Annotated in this window: 18 protein-coding genes and 3 rRNA genes; 15 read left to right on the forward strand and 6 right to left on the reverse strand. The window is 43.9% G+C overall.

Going from position 1 to position 17,172, the window contains the following annotated elements:
* The first annotated feature begins 128 nt into the window (after positions 1-128).
* From ACWGXJ_RS12155 to ACWGXJ_RS12190, 8 genes are all read left to right on the forward strand, one after another.
* Complete coding sequence (locus ACWGXJ_RS12155; RefSeq protein WP_061831668.1) at positions 129-719, forward strand: TetR/AcrR family transcriptional regulator; 591 nt, start codon at positions 129-131, stop codon at positions 717-719.
* A gap of 18 nt (positions 720-737) precedes the next feature.
* Positions 738-1,364, forward strand: a complete 627-nt coding sequence (locus tag ACWGXJ_RS12160; protein WP_061831669.1) for an HXXEE domain-containing protein — start codon at positions 738-740, stop codon at positions 1,362-1,364.
* A gap of 120 nt (positions 1,365-1,484) precedes the next feature.
* The gene (locus tag ACWGXJ_RS12165) at positions 1,485-2,180 is read left to right on the forward strand and encodes a DUF4309 domain-containing protein (RefSeq protein ID WP_452566830.1); all 696 of its coding nucleotides are present in this window, start codon (positions 1,485-1,487) and stop codon (positions 2,178-2,180) included.
* 150 nt (positions 2,181-2,330) lie between these two features.
* Positions 2,331-2,858: a TetR/AcrR family transcriptional regulator gene (locus ACWGXJ_RS12170; RefSeq protein WP_069291900.1), complete on the forward strand. Its 528-nt coding sequence runs from the start codon at positions 2,331-2,333 to the stop codon at positions 2,856-2,858.
* Positions 2,859-3,070: 212 nt separating this feature from the next.
* Complete coding sequence (locus ACWGXJ_RS12175; RefSeq protein WP_452566831.1) at positions 3,071-3,661, forward strand: sulfurtransferase TusA family protein; 591 nt, start codon at positions 3,071-3,073, stop codon at positions 3,659-3,661.
* Positions 3,658-4,173, forward strand: a complete 516-nt coding sequence (locus ACWGXJ_RS12180) for a DsrE/DsrF/DrsH-like family protein (RefSeq protein ID WP_452566832.1) — start codon at positions 3,658-3,660, stop codon at positions 4,171-4,173. Before ACWGXJ_RS12175 ends, ACWGXJ_RS12180 begins: the two co-directional genes overlap by 4 nt.
* A gap of 76 nt (positions 4,174-4,249) precedes the next feature.
* Positions 4,250-4,516 (forward strand): metal-sensitive transcriptional regulator, encoded by a 267-nt coding sequence (locus ACWGXJ_RS12185; RefSeq protein ID WP_013310304.1) that lies wholly within the window; start codon positions 4,250-4,252, stop codon positions 4,514-4,516.
* Between the two features lie 289 nt (positions 4,517-4,805).
* Positions 4,806-5,486, forward strand: a complete 681-nt coding sequence (locus ACWGXJ_RS12190; protein WP_452566833.1) for a YetF domain-containing protein — start codon at positions 4,806-4,808, stop codon at positions 5,484-5,486.
* Here ACWGXJ_RS12190 and ACWGXJ_RS12195 read toward each other — a convergent pair.
* The 6 genes from ACWGXJ_RS12195 to ACWGXJ_RS12220 all read right to left on the reverse strand — a co-directional run bounded on the left by ACWGXJ_RS12195 (position 5,465) and on the right by ACWGXJ_RS12220 (position 7,301).
* Positions 5,465-5,920 (reverse strand): GerAB/ArcD/ProY family transporter, encoded by a 456-nt coding sequence (locus ACWGXJ_RS12195; RefSeq protein WP_452566834.1) that lies wholly within the window; start codon positions 5,918-5,920, stop codon positions 5,465-5,467. The genes ACWGXJ_RS12190 and ACWGXJ_RS12195 overlap by 22 nt on opposite strands.
* Complete coding sequence (locus ACWGXJ_RS12200) at positions 5,844-6,197, reverse strand: GerAB/ArcD/ProY family transporter (RefSeq protein WP_452566835.1); 354 nt, start codon at positions 6,195-6,197, stop codon at positions 5,844-5,846. Before ACWGXJ_RS12200 ends, ACWGXJ_RS12195 begins: the two co-directional genes overlap by 77 nt.
* 65 nt (positions 6,198-6,262) lie before the next feature.
* Entirely contained in the window at positions 6,263-6,493 is a 231-nt protein-coding gene (locus tag ACWGXJ_RS12205) for a Ger(x)C family spore germination C-terminal domain-containing protein (RefSeq protein WP_254330308.1), read from the reverse strand.
* The gene (locus ACWGXJ_RS12210) at positions 6,494-6,739 is read right to left on the reverse strand and encodes a spore germination protein (protein WP_452566836.1); all 246 of its coding nucleotides are present in this window, start codon (positions 6,737-6,739) and stop codon (positions 6,494-6,496) included. It abuts the gene before it with no gap.
* The gene (locus ACWGXJ_RS12215) at positions 6,684-7,007 is read right to left on the reverse strand and encodes a spore germination protein (protein ID WP_452566837.1); all 324 of its coding nucleotides are present in this window, start codon (positions 7,005-7,007) and stop codon (positions 6,684-6,686) included. Before ACWGXJ_RS12215 ends, ACWGXJ_RS12210 begins: the two co-directional genes overlap by 56 nt.
* Positions 7,008-7,079: 72 nt before the next feature.
* Positions 7,080-7,301 carry a spore germination protein gene (locus tag ACWGXJ_RS12220; protein ID WP_452566838.1) on the reverse strand — a complete coding sequence of 74 codons (222 nt, stop codon included), beginning with the start codon at positions 7,299-7,301 and terminating at the stop codon, positions 7,080-7,082.
* Between the two features lie 419 nt (positions 7,302-7,720).
* Here ACWGXJ_RS12220 and ACWGXJ_RS12225 point away from each other — a divergent pair, with 419 nt between their 5' ends.
* The 7 genes from ACWGXJ_RS12225 to ACWGXJ_RS12255 all read left to right on the forward strand — a co-directional run bounded on the left by ACWGXJ_RS12225 (position 7,721) and on the right by ACWGXJ_RS12255 (position 17,040).
* Positions 7,721-8,881, forward strand: coding sequence for a trans-sulfuration enzyme family protein (locus tag ACWGXJ_RS12225; RefSeq protein ID WP_452566839.1), 1,161 nt, complete (start codon positions 7,721-7,723; stop codon positions 8,879-8,881).
* A gap of 461 nt (positions 8,882-9,342) precedes the next feature.
* Positions 9,343-10,898: ribosomal RNA gene (locus tag ACWGXJ_RS12230) — 16S ribosomal RNA — on the forward strand.
* 286 nt (positions 10,899-11,184) lie between these two features.
* Positions 11,185-14,111, forward strand: a 23S ribosomal RNA gene (locus ACWGXJ_RS12235).
* Between the two features lie 146 nt (positions 14,112-14,257).
* A 5S ribosomal RNA gene (gene rrf, locus ACWGXJ_RS12240) occupies positions 14,258-14,374 on the forward strand.
* The 16S, 23S and 5S rRNA genes sit together here, the layout of an rRNA operon.
* Positions 14,375-14,647: 273 nt before the next feature.
* Positions 14,648-15,499, forward strand: coding sequence for an alpha/beta fold hydrolase (locus tag ACWGXJ_RS12245; protein ID WP_452566840.1), 852 nt, complete (start codon positions 14,648-14,650; stop codon positions 15,497-15,499).
* A gap of 273 nt (positions 15,500-15,772) precedes the next feature.
* The gene (locus ACWGXJ_RS12250) at positions 15,773-16,498 is read left to right on the forward strand and encodes a YjjG family noncanonical pyrimidine nucleotidase (protein WP_452566841.1); all 726 of its coding nucleotides are present in this window, start codon (positions 15,773-15,775) and stop codon (positions 16,496-16,498) included.
* The gene (locus ACWGXJ_RS12255; protein ID WP_452566842.1) at positions 16,495-17,040 is read left to right on the forward strand and encodes a GNAT family N-acetyltransferase; all 546 of its coding nucleotides are present in this window, start codon (positions 16,495-16,497) and stop codon (positions 17,038-17,040) included. Before ACWGXJ_RS12250 ends, ACWGXJ_RS12255 begins: the two co-directional genes overlap by 4 nt.
* Positions 17,041-17,172: the final 132 nt, after the last annotated feature.

Genomic DNA, 17,172 nt, shown 5'->3' on the forward strand with positions numbered 1-17,172 from the left:
TAAAGTGCTAAACTGAGTTCAAACAGTAATTTAAACAACGTTTTAATTATTGTTTGAAAAGTCATTTACATAAAATCGTCCCATTTCATTCATCCGTTATGATTGGACGAAATAGGAGGAGGAAAAACATGAATCACCCAGACAAAAAACAACAAACCAAAGAAAAAATCTTAGACGCTACGCTGGAATTTATTCAAAAGGAAGGTTTTGAGGCGGTTACAATCCGGAAAATTGCCGAGCTGTCTGCTACTAATATTTCTTTAGTTAATTATTATTTTGGCTCTAAGGAAAATCTGCTCAGTGAAGCTATTGAAGTGATATTAAATGGCTTTCAGCATACCTTTTCTATTTTGGACAATACAACGATGCCCCCCCAAGATAGACTGAAACAATTTTTACTTAACTATCTGCAGGTCATTCGTCAATATCCAGAGCTTCTTTCGCGAATTATTGCCATGGGCAGCACGCCCTTTACATCTCAACAGGAATACGGAAGGTTTTTAAACATAATGGGATTTCCAAAGGTTCAGAGCACGATCAAGGAGCTGACAGGTGAGCAACAGCCGGAGCGCTTGTTAGCAATGATGCTGCAAATATTTGGAGCTATTTTTCTGCCTGCACTGATGAGTCCAATTCTTGAATCAGGGGCAGTTGTGGAAATACCTTCAATAGAGGAACAATTAAATCTGCTGTTCGAAAGATATTTTGATCAAAAATAAATCATAGGAGTGACTAATATGAATTTTTTGAGAAAATATTGGCAAGATGCAGGGGCTATAATCGGTGTGGTTGTATGTATTGTTTTACTTATGAATCCAGCTATCCTTTCGGATATAACAGGCATGTTATGGTTGAGTTTTGTGGCTATATTGTTTCATCAATTTGAGGAGTACCGCTGGCCTGGATATTTTGCTGGTTTATTTAACAATGTTATGTTTAAAAGTGACACACCGGATCATTACCCTTTAAACACTCAATCAGCGATGATTATCAATGTGGCAATTGCCTATGTGTTTTATCTGCTTCCCGTATGGTTTCCGCAAGTAATCTGGCTTGGACTCGCACCAGTTTTTATGGGATTCTTTCAGGTCGTTTGGCACGGCATCGTTGTCAATATTAAAGCAAAAACCTTATATAATCCTGGCTTGTTTACGGCACTTCTCCTGCATGTTCCAGTCGGAATCTGGTATATTCATGAAATAGTACAGCGAGACATCCCAACGGCAATAGACTGGATTGCGGGTACGATCTACTTTGTTTTTGCTGTATACATCTTCATCATTAAAGGGAATATATGGTTGAAGAAGAGTGACTCTCCTTACTCCTTTTCTAAACAACAGCTGGGAGCTTATGGTCGTAAATAGGGTATGTTAGAAAATCATCAATGTCCTTGTTTACAAGTTGGAAACAAGTAGAGGTATTCCGGAAATGAGGTTCGGTTACACTTGGTTTGTACCCAAGAACAAGGAAAGAGTGATCTTATAATGAAGCATACACATCAATCTTATGATCGTAAAAAGTTGGCTTACAAGCTAATCACCACTAGTGCCTTATTGGCTATAGGTTTTGCTGTGATGACAGGATGCAGCAATAGCGGGGAGGAAAAATCAACTGCTCCTACTAAAGCAGAAACAGTCACACCACCTGTTAGTTCTACAGATCAAAACACGGATCTCAATACTAATGGGCAAGGCTCAACCTCTACCCATCAAGAACCTGCCAGTAGTACAGCTTCATCTCACGGTAAACACAGCTCCGCAGCTGCTATACTCAGCGCAGCCAAGCAGGGGACCTTACCGAATTTGCCTAAAGGTCTTGGCTTGGGAACTAGTAGCGATTTGTTATTTGACCTGTGGGGGAAATCCGAGTCAGGTTCTACAGGTCCTATGAGAAGCTATGCTAAGTATCATACAGACATCATGCTGGATGGAAGCGATAAAGTTACAGAAATTACATCTTTCGATCCAGACTATAAGAAGTTGCTTATCAAACAAGTTGTTGACGAATTGGGCGAACCTACGGAAACCGTTGACACCTCTAGAGACATACCTGACACAGCAGAAGCTAATTATACGATCAATAACACATCAGGACTTAGTTATTATTTAGTATTTTCCTATCAAACCAAAACGCAAAAGATCAATTATATCCGAATATATTTTAACTCTAAAAAACCATAATTGGATGTATATAACAGAGTCGTTTCCGTCAGAATTGCGGAGGCGACTTTGTTCAAACTCATTGCATTTTTAGGTTATGTTGTTTATACTGATTTGTAATTGATTAATCACTAATCAGAAAACTGTGCTAAATAAAAGGATGAAAAAAACATGGCTAAAGCTACGTCAACCTCTATAAATCGCCAAAAGGAAATCATATCTGCTGCTATTGAAGTGTTTGCAGAGATGGGCTACTACCGAGCTACAACAGCCAAAGTTGCGGAACGGGCCAATATTTCTCAGCCTTACGTCTTTCGTTTTTTCGCTACCAAGGAAGCGTTGCTTGTTGAAGCCTTGAAGGTTTCATTTGCACGTATCATAGAATCTTTTCACAGCGTCATTCATTCGGCCTCATCTGAACAGCTCGAGCAAGAGCTAATTGCAGCCTATTCGCAAATGATGATGGAATACCGCAATGAAACACTTTTGCAAATGCAGGCGCAGACGATTCGCGAGGATGAGGTCGTAAGCGTGATGCAGCAAGGATTCCGTGAAATTCATACGACGGTCTATGATGCTTTCCGACGGGCAGGTATTGAACAAGCAATGGAAAGAACGATGCTTTTTCTTGCCAGAGGTATGCTGTGCAATATTTCGATGTCGCTGGATCTGCCAGAACTGATGAAAAAAGACGATTAATTTGGGTTTATGCATTAGAGTCGCGTTTTTGCGCGGCTTTTTTGCTTTTAATTTTATTTTGTTCAAGACATGATTTCGTTTGCTACTGAGAAAAAACGGCCAAATAAGTTGACAAGAGAAGCGAGTCTCGTTATCCTAATACCCATAGGGGTATATGTATAAAGAGGTTTAACTAAGCTAAGCCCCCTCAAAAAACAGACGGAGGTACTACAATGTCATCAATTAACAATATCCAAGCAGATCGTATTCTTGATTGCAAAGGGCTAGCTTGCCCTATGCCTATAGTAAGAACAAAAAAGGCTATGAATGAGCTCGTTCCCGGAAAGATTATGGAGGTTCAGGCGACTGACAAAGGTTCATTAGCCGATTTTCAGAGCTGGGCCAAAAACACCGGACATCAATATTTGGGCACTCTCCAAGAAGGAGATGTAATGCGACATTATTTACGCAAAGCAAATCCGGCTGAAGTGAAGAAGGAGCAAATATTTTCTTCTACGATAAACTATGAAGAGCTACAAGCAAAATGTTCTGGAAACGAGAACTTCATTTTGCTTGATGTTCGTGAACCCGCTGAATTTGCGCTTAAACATATCCCTGGATCTAAGCACATCCCTCTTGGCGAACTGGAGAACAGACTCTCTGAACTGAACTTGGAAGAAGAAATCGTAGTGATCTGCCAAGCTGGAGCACGCAGTGAAATGGCTTGTCAGCTATTAGTTTCCAAAGGCGCTAATAAAGTCAAATCTGTACTTTCAGGCATATCCGAATGGGCTGGAGAGACTAAGGGAAGCGAATCCATATGAGTACGACAGCAGGAATTTATACAAATAATCAAGAATATGCTCAGCCCAAAACAACGATTGTATTATTCAGCGGGGAGCTGGATAAGGCGATTGCTGCATTCATTATTGCGAATGGAGCGGCAGCATATGATCATGAAGTAACTATTTTCTTTACTTTTTGGGGGCTAAATACGTTACGCAAGGATGAAATCGTGAGCACCAATAAGGGAATGCTCGAAAAAGCCTTTGGCTGGATCATGCCTCGTGGACCCAAAAAGCTTGCACTATCCAAAATGAATTTTGCCGGACTTGGTCCACAGATGATCAAGCATGTCATGAAAAAGCACAATGCGCTTTCCTTGCCGCAGCTTATAGAGTTGGCACGAGAGCAGGGGATCAAGCTCGTCGCCTGTACCATGACCATGGATTTGTTAGGGCTGCAGCAAGAAGAGCTAATCGAAGGTTTGGAATATGCTGGAGTAGCCGCCTACTTGGGGGATGCTTCGCAGGGCAAGGTGAATCTATTTATTTAGGGTATCCTATTTATTTTTTTGGTTTATAATATACCTATACGTGTATATGGTAAGTCAAAAAAGGAGTGCATTACTTATGGATTACAATTACAGTGATGAACTGAAAACGCGCCTGAGGAGGATTGAGGGACAGGTGCGTGGGGTACTTCGTTTAATGGATGAAGGAAAATCGTGCAAAGACGTCGTTAGCCAGTTATCTGCCGTACGTAACGCATCAGATAAAGCGATTGCCCAAATTGTAGCAGAGAATCTGCAACGATGTATATTGGAAGAGCAAGAGGCTGGAGGAGACACGGATAAGCTGGTTAAAGAAGCGATTCAGCTTCTTGTGAAAAGTAGATAATCCTGACTCCAGAGTCCAAGCTAGCGGGCAATGATATCACTATGCACAAAATTACGGGAGCTGGCATATTGCCTTTAACCAGCCACATATATTGGACGTGGTTAAGAGTTTTTTGATAAACATCTGAAAGATTAAGATTATATAATAGCCGTAATTAAAAAGTTCGCTGCCTCTAGTTGGTAGCGGGCTTTTTTAATCGTACAATTTTAGGAATAAGCCTCTGTTTATGCTGAGGTAGACAGGTGTAAATAACACATAAGGAAAACAACTTCTTCCGGGAGGCATACTTATGGAGGTATTTGTTACGATTGGTGTCAAATTGATCATCAGCTTTTTTGGCTTGTGGATCATTACTTTTATTACAGGTCGGAAAACACTCAGTCAGTTAACACCACTCGATTTCCTAACATCATTGGTGTTAAGCGAAATTGTGGGAAATACGTTATATGACGATAAGGTAACCATTGGGCAGCTATTGTTTGCTTTGGCACTATGGTGCGCGCTGGCCTACTTTTTTGAAAAGGCGACGACCCGTTTTGTGAAATTTGGCTATATGGCAGAAGGTCGAACAGTGCTGCTCGTGGATAAGGGCCAGGTCAATCAAGAGATGCTTGAAAAATATGATATAGAATTCACACAGTTGCTCTCCATGCTGCGCCAGCAAAATATTTTTTCTCTACGTGAGGTCTTGTATGCCACGTTAGAGACGAACGGTTCATTGTCAGTCATGCGCAAACCCGAATACGAGCCACCCGCCGCTCAGGATATGGGAATAGACGCACAGCCTGATCTTTTTTCTGTTACAGTCATTGATAAAGGAAAATTCCTGAACGAATCTATGCGTGGGAAGTCAATCGATATTGAAGAGATTAAAGCAAAAGTGCGAGAGCAGGGATATGATAGTATCGATGAGATTGCCTATGCAGAGTTTAGCGAGGATGGAACACTTCACATCGTGCCGATGAAATAGAAAAAGCACAATAAAAGAGGCTGAATTACGAATCGGGCTGTTTTTTTTAGCTTCTTTCTTTTTCTAATAACTATTACTATAAGAAGCAATAATGGGAGGATAAACTGAAAAATAGGAAACCAAAAAGTAACCACAGTCTTCCGACCCGTCATAATGTGATGAGTGTAGTTAGGGGATAGAAATGAAAGCCCATAAATGAGAGCTCCGAGAGGCAAAACCCATTTTTTAAATCCAATTTTAGTTATTTTTTCAAGCCCTATCACGGCACCATTAAAAAATGCGACCATTTTGATAATTAAGCCAAGAAAGAGGAGCAAGGTGAAAAGTGCATCCATGCGTTCGAACACTTCTGCCAATTCAATCAATTGTACAGTTTCCAAAAGAGGCAGCGTGCTGCTTGCGGCGATCTTGGAACCCAGAACAAAAATAACCATCGTATTCCAAAATAGGAAGTATAAACTCAAAGTGAAAAAGGCCGGTGGCCGGGATTAATACAGTAATTACAGTAAATGCAATCGCAAAAACAGGTAAAAGAATTAAGCTAAATGAAAACAATACTTTGTATCCGTAACGAACCGTATTGGATATAACCATGACTGTAATCAAGGTAATGACCCATATTGGTGTTTGGTTCAGCAAAGTCATCACTGTCACCTCGCCTAAATCGCGTAAATTCCGGGAAGTTTCATATGCAAAATATCCAACAAACAACAGGTTGAAGAGTGTACCCCAATATTATGGCTTACATTCACCCCTCCCATATTTATTTCATGCATTTAATTATCATTTTCAGATTCCAGCAGTTCTTTAAAAGATTTTTGAAATAACCCTGGGCGTTTAATGTTTACTTTTACATCTAGTTCCATGTCCATGCTTGCCAACTCTTTAGGCCACGTTTCCTTAATTTTTTTCCAATCTTGAGAATATTTTTGGTGGATTTTATTCCCGATTCCAACAAGATCGATATTCCGTTTCTGAGCTGCTTCCCATCCTTCCCGAATTTGCAACTACTTTTGGATATCAGACTCATGATCACCACCAGTATCATCTGAACTGTCAGGATATTGATGGGCTGCTTGTCTCGTCTTGTTAGGGCCCGATTTTTCATTAGGTCTTGTTTTCATAGCCCACCACGGTGCTCTAATGACCAAGTCCTTAAAATTGGACTTATAGGAGGGGCTGTAGGGCATAAAATAATTAATGCCGAACGATTTGAGTGCTACAGGGTGAACCAAAAGGGGGATGATCCCCATCAGAATACCGAATAGCCCCAGTGCTCCTGCTAGCAGCACTGAGAGCAAAACGCAATAACCGGACTGCTGAGCGCATACTAAAATACGTAATTTCAAAGTTAGATATAGCTGTGAAGGCAACAACGATAACCATTGCACCTGAGACCAGTCCGGCTTGTACTGCTGCTTGCCCAATAACCAGAGCCCCTACGATTGAAACGGCTGGTCCGATGACCCGGGGCATCCGTACACCGGCTTCACGAATCACTTCAAACATTAATTCCATCATGAATGCTTCCAATAATGCAGGAAAAGGAGTACCTTCCCGTTGAGCAACCAACGAGATATCCTCTGTAAATCCTTATTTAGGCCCCCTAATGACGGTTTGGGAACTGGGCTCCTCAACAGCTCTTCTGACCCCGCCTGCTATGGAAATGGCCAAAGCACATAGATTACCGTCAATCACAATGACAGCACTTCCGGACAAGATAGCTTGATATATCTGATTTTGCGAATTGATGATTTGAAGCAAGTTTTGGTCAATCAGTCCTTCAATATAACAAACGGCAAATTGGCCCGGCATGAGTAGGACTTTCGGGAAAATCACGAATAATAAAGTCAGAACTTTGCCCAAGTTTTAATTTGAGCAAAGATAGAGTATGTGCTAATGATGGATTTATAGGTTCTGAAGAGGCTTGCTGTTTGGATTTTTCGATATCCTGTGTGTACCTTTTTCCAGGTTTCAGAACATTTCTAATCCAACGTGTTAACACATGTGAGCCCCTCTTTTTTGATAAAGCCTATCTTTGCCCTGCAACCTAAAATATACGTTATTTTTATGAATTGGATACTTATTGAAAAACATTTGGCTCATAATTTTCCGAATTTCGCAAATCAACCACCACAGGGTCTAGAGGAGTTTACATTATAGAATATTTCAGTTCCGGATTGAGGAGACTACCTCATACGGGTTTGAAATTTTTTAGAAAGTGGTGATCAGGTTTGAGTTTCTCGGATGATCAGCTTATCTGTCTCAAATTTGAGGGCGAACTAGGGTATTTTGCTAAGGCTGCTGCTCCTCCTATTTATGAGACTGCTCCATTTTTCTTTGATACTTACGAAGATTATGCTGAAGCAGCTAATAATGAAAAGGAGCATTATGTCTATTCGAGGGGAACCAATCCTACCGTTCAGATTGCAGAGCAAATGATTGCTGCGCTGGAAGGTGGGGCGGACTGCAAGTGCTTTGCTTCCGGAATGGCTGCTATCAGCGCCGCGCTAATGTGTAGCTTGTCCGCAGGGGACCATCTGATTCTGGTCGGACACATATATGAAACCTCCGTCAGCCTAGCCCAATATTTAAAGAGGTTCCATATAGACTATACAATCGTACATTCGACTTCAACAGAAGCAGTCGCTGGTGCCATCAAACCGCAGACCCGAGCTATTCTTATGGAGTCTCCTACCTCATTCACATTCGATATGGTAAATATTCAGGAGGTAACTTCGCTTTCCAAAGCGAAGGGTATACGCACAATCGTAGATAATTCATGGGCTACACCCCTTTTCCAAAAACCATTGGAATGGGGCGTAGATATCGTTGTTCACTCCGCATCCAAGTACTTGGGTGGTCATAATGATTTAATTGCAGGGGCAGTGATCGCTTCTAAAGAGATAATAAACCGTATGTATGCTGAAGAGTATGAGTTGATTGGCGGCTCGTTAGGCCCTTTTGAAGCCTGGCTACTCATTCGGGGGCTAAGAACACTCCCGCTCCGAATGGAAGCCCATCAGAGAAACGCTTTGTTGGTTGCTCATTTTCTATCAGATCATCCGGCCATTTCCAAAGTGAATCATCCCGGACTCCCTTCTCATCCACAACATGAGCTCGCATGTAGACAGCTCAAAGGCTATGCCGGATTATTCAGTTTTGAACTAAAGGATTCGACTTATGAGGATATATGTAGAGTGATCAATAAACTGCGACTGATCCGGATCGGTGTATCTTGGGGGTCCATGGAGAGTCAGGTGATCTCACCAAACTACGGCTTCAATAAGCAGAGTCTAAAAAAACAACACATGCCTGAATCGCTTATCCGCTTGGCTGTAGGGCATGAGCCCGCTGAACTTTTGATACAGGATTTAGCTACAGCTTTAAGCTAAACGAACATTTCAGGATTTTTATCATAAAAGCTAAAGCAGCAGCTCATCCAATACATAAAGAGCTTCTGCTTTTCTGATTTATGACGTTTATACCTGATCAACTTTGCACTTCAAGTAGGAGAAAAGAGAGTTTCGGTTATTACAGGTAAATCATCGTGTGTTGGAGTGTTTTAATAAAAACTACACCGTGTAGAAATACAAATTAGCAAACTGGTAAATATTACAACTTGCCTGATGGGTATACACGTGATAAATTATATATCCAGCCAGTTAAACGGCTGTTGATTTGATCTTTGAAAACTGAACAACGAGTGAGTACGGATTTTGTTTACAAAATCCAACGCAGAAATTTTGGTACATGCCATTAGGTTGTATGAAATGGAAGCGAACAAGAGATATTTTTATCTCGTCAGTTTCAACATGAGCTCATCGCTCTTTCGATAACCAGCTTCGGTTGGTCTTTAATGGAGAGTTTGATCCTGGCTCAGGACGAACGCTGGCGGCGTGCCTAATACATGCAAGTCGAGCGGGGTTATATAGAAGCTTGCTTCTATATAACCTAGCGGCGGACGGGTGAGTAACACGTAGGCAACCTGCCCACAAGACAGGGATAACTACCGGAAACGGTAGCTAATACCCGATACATCCTTTTCCTGCATGGGAGAGGGAGGAAAGACGGAGTAATCTGTCACTTGTGGATGGGCCTGCGGCGCATTAGCTAGTTGGTGGGGTAAAGGCCTACCAAGGCGACGATGCGTAGCCGACCTGAGAGGGTGATCGGCCACACTGGGACTGAGACACGGCCCAGACTCCTACGGGAGGCAGCAGTAGGGAATCTTCCGCAATGGGCGAAAGCCTGACGGAGCAACGCCGCGTGAGTGATGAAGGTTTTCGGATCGTAAAGCTCTGTTGCCAGGGAAGAACGTCTTGTAGAGTAACTGCTATAAGAGTGACGGTACCTGAGAAGAAAGCCCCGGCTAACTACGTGCCAGCAGCCGCGGTAATACGTAGGGGGCAAGCGTTGTCCGGAATTATTGGGCGTAAAGCGCGCGCAGGCGGCTCTTTAAGTCTGGTGTTTAATCCCGAGGCTCAACTTCGGGTCGCACTGGAAACTGGGGAGCTTGAGTGCAGAAGAGGAGAGTGGAATTCCACGTGTAGCGGTGAAATGCGTAGAGATGTGGAGGAACACCAGTGGCGAAGGCGACTCTCTGGGCTGTAACTGACGCTGAGGCGCGAAAGCGTGGGGAGCAAACAGGATTAGATACCCTGGTAGTCCACGCCGTAAACGATGAATGCTAGGTGTTAGGGGTTTCGATACCCTTGGTGCCGAAGTTAACACATTAAGCATTCCGCCTGGGGAGTACGGTCGCAAGACTGAAACTCAAAGGAATTGACGGGGACCCGCACAAGCAGTGGAGTATGTGGTTTAATTCGAAGCAACGCGAAGAACCTTACCAGGTCTTGACATCCCTCTGACCGGTCTAGAGATAGACCTTTCCTTCGGGACAGAGGAGACAGGTGGTGCATGGTTGTCGTCAGCTCGTGTCGTGAGATGTTGGGTTAAGTCCCGCAACGAGCGCAACCCTTATGCTTAGTTGCCAGCAGGTCAAGCTGGGCACTCTAAGCAGACTGCCGGTGACAAACCGGAGGAAGGTGGGGATGACGTCAAATCATCATGCCCCTTATGACCTGGGCTACACACGTACTACAATGGCCGGTACAACGGGAAGCGAAATCGCGAGGTGGAGCCAATCCTAGAAAAGCCGGTCTCAGTTCGGATTGTAGGCTGCAACTCGCCTACATGAAGTCGGAATTGCTAGTAATCGCGGATCAGCATGCCGCGGTGAATACGTTCCCGGGTCTTGTACACACCGCCCGTCACACCACGAGAGTTTACAACACCCGAAGTCGGTGGGGTAACCCGCAAGGGAGCCAGCCGCCGAAGGTGGGGTAGATGATTGGGGTGAAGTCGTAACAAGGTAGCCGTATCGGAAGGTGCGGCTGGATCACCTCCTTTCTATGGAGAATCGTTTCCTGCAATGGAAACATTCAAATATGAAGCGTAAGCTTCAAAAACTACTCACTCGTTGCTCAGTTTTGAGAGCTCAAACTCTCAAAAAAAGCTGGTTGTTTACAGCTTTGCACCTTGAAAACTGGATACCGAAACGAAATTGCGTTTTAGAATATTCCTTTAAGCTGATCTTGTGTAAACAAGTGAAATAAAGGTAGCTGCCTTGAATTCCATTCACACGTAAGTGTTGAACCGAAATTCAGAGCAAATCGTATTTACGATGTAAATACTAGGTTAAGCTACAAAGAGCACACGGAGGATGCCTAGGCGCCAGGAGCCGACGAAGGACGTGGCGAACAACGATAAGGCCTCGGGGAGCTGTAAGCAAGCTTTGATCCGGGGATGTCCGAATGGGGAAACCCGGCTGTCTTCATCGACAGTCACTTTCTGCTGAATACATAGGCAGAATAGAGGCAGACCAGGGGAACTGAAACATCTAAGTACCCTGAGGAAGAGAAAACAATAGTGATTCCGTCAGTAGCGGCGAGCGAACGCGGATTAGCCCAAACCAAGGAGCTTGCTCCTTGGGGTTGTGGGACGTCTCACATGGAGTTACAAAGGAACCGGTTAGATGAAGAGGTCTGGAAAGGCCCGCCAGAGAAGGTAAAAGCCCTGTAGTTCAAAACTTGTTCCCTCCGAGACGGATCCCGAGTAGTGCGGGGCACGTGAAACCCCGTATGAATCCGGCAGGACCATCTGCCAAGGCTAAATACTCCCTGGCGACCGATAGTGAAGCAGTACCGTGAGGGAAAGGTGAAAAGCACCCCGGAAGGGGAGTGAAATAGATCCTGAAACCGTGTGCTTACAAGAAGTCAGAGCCCGATCTATGGGTGATGGCGTGCCTTTTGTAGAATGAACCGGCGAGTTACGTTCCCGTGCAAGGTTAAGGTGAAGAGCTGAAGCCGCAGCGAAAGCGAGTCTGAATAGGGCGAATGAGTACGTGGACGTAGACCCGAAACCGGGTGATCTACCCCTGTCCAGGGTGAAGGTGCGGTAACACGCACTGGAGGCCCGAACCCACGCATGTTGAAAAATGCGGGGATGAGGTGGGGGTAGCGGAGAAATTCCAATCGAACCCGGAGATAGCTGGTTCTCCCCGAAATAGCTTTAGGGCTAGCCTCGGAAATAGAATCGTGGAGGTAGAGCACTGATTGGGTGCGGGGCCCGCAAGGGTTACCAAGCTCAGTCAAACTCCGAATGCCATAGATTTAGTTCCGGGAGTCAGACAGTGAGTGCTAAGATCCATTGTCGAAAGGGAAACAGCCCAGACCATCAGCTAAGGTCCCCAAGTGTGTGTTAAGTGGGAAAGGATGTGGAGTTGCACAGACAACCAGGATGTTGGCTTAGAAGCAGCCACCATTGAAAGAGTGCGTAATAGCTCACTGGTCGAGTGACTCTGCGCCGAAAATGTAACGGGGCTAAACACACCACCGAAGCTATGGCTTGATGCTTTGCATCAGGGGTAGGGGAGCGTTGAATGCGGGTTGAAGGTGTACCGTAAGGAGCGCTGGACTGCATTCAAGTGAGAATGCCGGTATGAGTAACGAAAAGATCTGTGAGAATCAGATCCGCCGAAAGCCTAAGGGTTCCTGAGGAAGGTTCGTCCGCTCAGGGTAAGTCGGGACCTAAGGCGAGGCCGATAGGCGTAGTCGAAGGACAACAGGTCGAAATTCCTGTACCACCGTAATCCGTTATGAGCGATGGGGTGACGCAGTAGGGTAGTGACGCGGACTGATGGATGTCCGTCTAAGCAGTGAGGCTGATGTGTAGGCAAATCCGCACATCGTAAGGCTGGGCTGTGATGGGGAGCGAAAATTGTAGTAGCGAAGGTCATGATCTCAGACTGCCAAGAAAAGCCTCTAGCCAGGAGAAGGTGCCCGTACCGCAAACCGACACAGGTAGGCGAGAAGAGAATTCTAAGGCGCGCGGAAGAACTCTCGTTAAGGAACTCGGCAAAATGACCCCGTAACTTCGGGAGAAGGGGTGCCTCGGTAGGGTGAATAGCCCGAGGGGGCCGCAGTGAAAAGGCCCAAGCGACTGTTTAGCAAAAACACAGGTCTGTGCGAAGCCACAAGGCGAAGTATACGGGCTGACGCCTGCCCGGTGCTGGAAGGTTAAGGGGAGTGGTAAGCCCTTCGGGGCGAAGCTATGAACCGAAGCCCCAGTAAACGGCGGCCGTAACTATAACGGTCCTAAGGTAGCGAAATTCCTTGTCAGGTAAATTCTGACCCGCACGAATGGCGTAACGACTTGGGCGCTGTCTCAACGAGAGATCCGGTGAAATTTTAATACCTGTGAAGATGCAGGTTACCCGCGACAAGACGGAAAGACCCCATGGAGCTTTACTGCAGCTTGATATTGAATTTGGGTACGATCTGTACAGGATAGGTGGGAGCCTTAGAATCTTGAGCGCCAGCTTGAGAGGAGGCATCCTTGGGATACCACCCTGATCGTATCTAGGTTCTAACTTGGTACCGTGACCCGGTGCGAGGACAGTGTCAGGTGGGCAGTTTGACTGGGGCGGTCGCCTCCTAAAGAGTAACGGAGGCGCCCCAAGGTTCCCTCAGAATGGTTGGAAATCATTCGAAGAGTGCAAAGGCAGAAGGGAGCTTGACTGCGAGACCTACAAGTCGAGCAGGGACGAAAGTCGGGCTTAGTGATCCGGTGGTACCGCATGGAAGGGCCATCGCTCAACGGATAAAAGCTACCCTGGGGATAACAGGCTTATCTCCCCCAAGAGTCCACATCGACGGGGAGGTTTGGCACCTCGATGTCGGCTCATCGCATCCTGGGGCTGAAGTAGGTCCCAAGGGTTGGGCTGTTCGCCCATTAAAGCGGTACGCGAGCTGGGTTCAGAACGTCGTGAGACAGTTCGGTCCCTATCTGTCGTGGGCGTAGGAAATTTGAGAGGAGCTGTCCTTAGTACGAGAGGACCGGGATGGACGTACCGCTGGTGTACCAGTTGTTCCGCCAGGAGCACCGCTGGGTAGCTATGTACGGAAGGGATAAGCGCTGAAAGCATCTAAGCGTGAAGCCCCCCTCAAGATGAGATTTCCCAGTATGTAAGACCCCTTGAAGACGACGAGGTAGATAGGTTGGGGGTGGAAGTGCAGTAATGCATGGAGCTGACCAATACTAATCGGTCGAGGGCTTATCCTAAGAATAAAACGCAAATGAGTTTCGGATCCAGTTTTCAGGGTGTAAGTTTTGTATGGTATAGGCTCAAGTAGCTTATATGAAACAAGCGAACACACAGCATTTGGCGATGCTGATTCCTGAAAAAGAATTTACGATGTAAATTCATGTTTGGTGGCGATAGCGGAGGGGTTCCACACGTACCCATACCGAACACGACCGTTAAGCCCTCCAGCGCCGATGGTACTTGGACCGCAGGGTCCTGGGAGAGTAGGACGTCGCCAAGTAAATAAAAGTATGACCTCTACATAAAAAACCGCGATTATCGCGGTTTTTTTGTTTCCAAAAAGATATGCTTGTCAAAAATCCAGTATGAATCCCATAAGTCAAGACAAGTAAGACAAAAGTAAACCCGTTTTGTTTTTGAAAAAAACATGTTAAACTTTTCTCATAAAATTGTACTTTCTGAGGTGAGTTGAAGTGTTGGAACGTTCTATGGAGAATACAAGGGAATTAGACATAGGAAAGGGAGTGATTTAAAAAAGAAAAGGAGATTATAAATGAGCACTTATCAAACAGTTATTAGTGATGGATTTGAGCTGAAATATGCTATAAGAGGTAACGGAAGACCGATATTGGTGATCGGCAGTAGTGTATATTATCCTCGCTTATTTTCAGACCATTTATATAAAAAGTTTCAGTTTATTTTTCTGGATCATAGAGGGTTTGCAAAACCGACTCGAGCTTTAAAACCAGAAGACTATACTTTGGATAAAGTTATTAATGATATAGAAACAGCAAGACAATGCCTTCATCTAAATGAATTTATCATATTAGGACATTCCGGGCATGCTTTTATGGCTTTAGAATATGCTAAACAATACCCGGACTATGTTCAAAAAGTGGTACTTTTAAATTCAGCACCTACAAACAGCCAAGAAAGACAACGGCAAAGCTTTTCTTTCTTTAATGAAACGGCCAGTTCAGAAAGAAAGGAACGTTTTGAAAAGGACATTGTTTTATTAGAGGAAGATATCAAAAGAGACCCTGATAGAAGATTTGTTCACATGTGTATACGTATGGGAGCTCAAAGCTTTTATGATTATGCCTATGATGCGGCTTACACATGGAATGATGTATATACGAACATGCCTATCATTGATTATTTATGGGGAGAAGTATTCGGAAACATGAATTTGATACAATCCTTAGCGGATATCCATAAATCCGTATTTATTGGTTTGGGAAGGTATGATTATTTGGTTGCGCCAGTTTCTTTATGGGATAGGGTCGATGACACCTACGAGAACGTGAAAAAAGTGGTTTTTGAATATAGTGGGCATAACCCGATGTTTGAAGAACCTAATCGTTTTGATCAAACATTAGTCGAATGGATTAATGAAGATCACTAGGATTCTTGCTAAATCACCTCTTAGATGCTCAGTGGCCCGTAAAATGAGAATCACCTTCATTTTACGGGCTTTCTTATTGAGCGTTATTTACCTTTTGCACCGATGACAAAATACTATGATTTTGTTATTAGTGACTTGACGGCTTAACTAGGTTCTGTATAATAACCGAAAGGAAATAATGTATTGTTAGTTTTTTGTTCTACTTCTATCTGGAACAGCTCAAAGGATCAAGCGGACTGAACAATTTAGTAAAGCAATGATATGGAGGTCGTTATGAAATACGAAATTATTTTGTTTGATGTTGATGACACGCTGTTTGATTTTAAAATGGCAGAGAGTCATGCGCTACATAATACGTTTGCCCAATTTGGATTGCCGCAAGGGGCCACGGAGTATAAATCCAGCTATGATGAAATCAACAGTTCGTTGTGGCGAGAGGCAGAGGAAGGACATATTACCTCGGCACAGCTACGGGTCGAGAGGTTTAAGCGATTATTTACTGTTCATGGTCTAGACTTCAATCCAGATGCCTTTAGTGCTGCTTATTTACGTTATTTGGGTGAAGGTGCTTTTTTGATGGACGGAGCGATTGAATTATGTAATGTACTATCCGACTGTCGTTTGGCGATCATTACGAATGGAATCAAAGAGGTGCAAACCTCCAGAATTCAGCTTTCGCCGCTGCGTGATGTGTTTGAGCAGGTAATTATTTCAGAGGAAGTGGGTTGCCAAAAGCCACAAGCTGGTATTTTCGATTACGCATTTACCAAGTTGTCCATCTCTAATAAAAGTAAGGTTCTCATGGTCGGCGATTCTTTAACCTCTGATATTCAAGGAGGGAACAAATATGGAATTGATACCTGTTGGTTCAACCCTTCCAGAAAAACAAATACGTCTGGCATTCAACCCACTTATGAAATAACAAGTTTGATGGAGCTGCCGAATAGTGTACTTTCAAAGCGTCTCGTACTGAATCGTACATCGGCTGAAATTAGATGAATAATGTCGAAATCAGAAGGCCGGAAATTAAGGACATCGAAAAGTTAAATGAATTGTTTAGAGTTGTGATTACAGACACGTTTGCTAAAGAAGGCATTGGTCATATGCTGGAAGACATAGAGGAGGAAATTGATACTAAGAGGTTATATTTGGAAAGTGACTTGGAGAGTCACGGTGAGCAGCGATATTTCTTAATCGCTGTAGATCGGAATCAAATAATGGGTTCTATTGAATATGGACCAGTAAGTCAACTAATAAGTAAATCTACCAGTGATACATTTAAAAAGTTATGCGAGGTAGGAACTGTATTTGTTCACCCTGACTACCAGAAGATTGGGGTAGGGAATTTATTGTTGAAATCAATGTATTTGGCTCTGAAGAATAGAGGAGTAGAAGAATTTTGTTTAGATAGTGGATATCGTATTGCGCAGAAAATATGGAAAAAGAAATTTGGAACTCCTGATTATTTATTAAAAGATTATTGGGGAGCAGGCTCTGATCATATGATATGGAGAATCAAAGTCAAGGATGCTATTAAATGATCAATTGCTTGGCAATCTCTTGTGTGTCTTTAATCTACAGGGACCAGAGTTATAAAACAAGGCAGGCCGGAAAATCGGACTGCCTTGTTTTAATTTTTTCATCGATATTCACCGTTGCTAACTGCATTTGTT

Source organism: Paenibacillus sp. S33 (assembly GCF_053615415.1).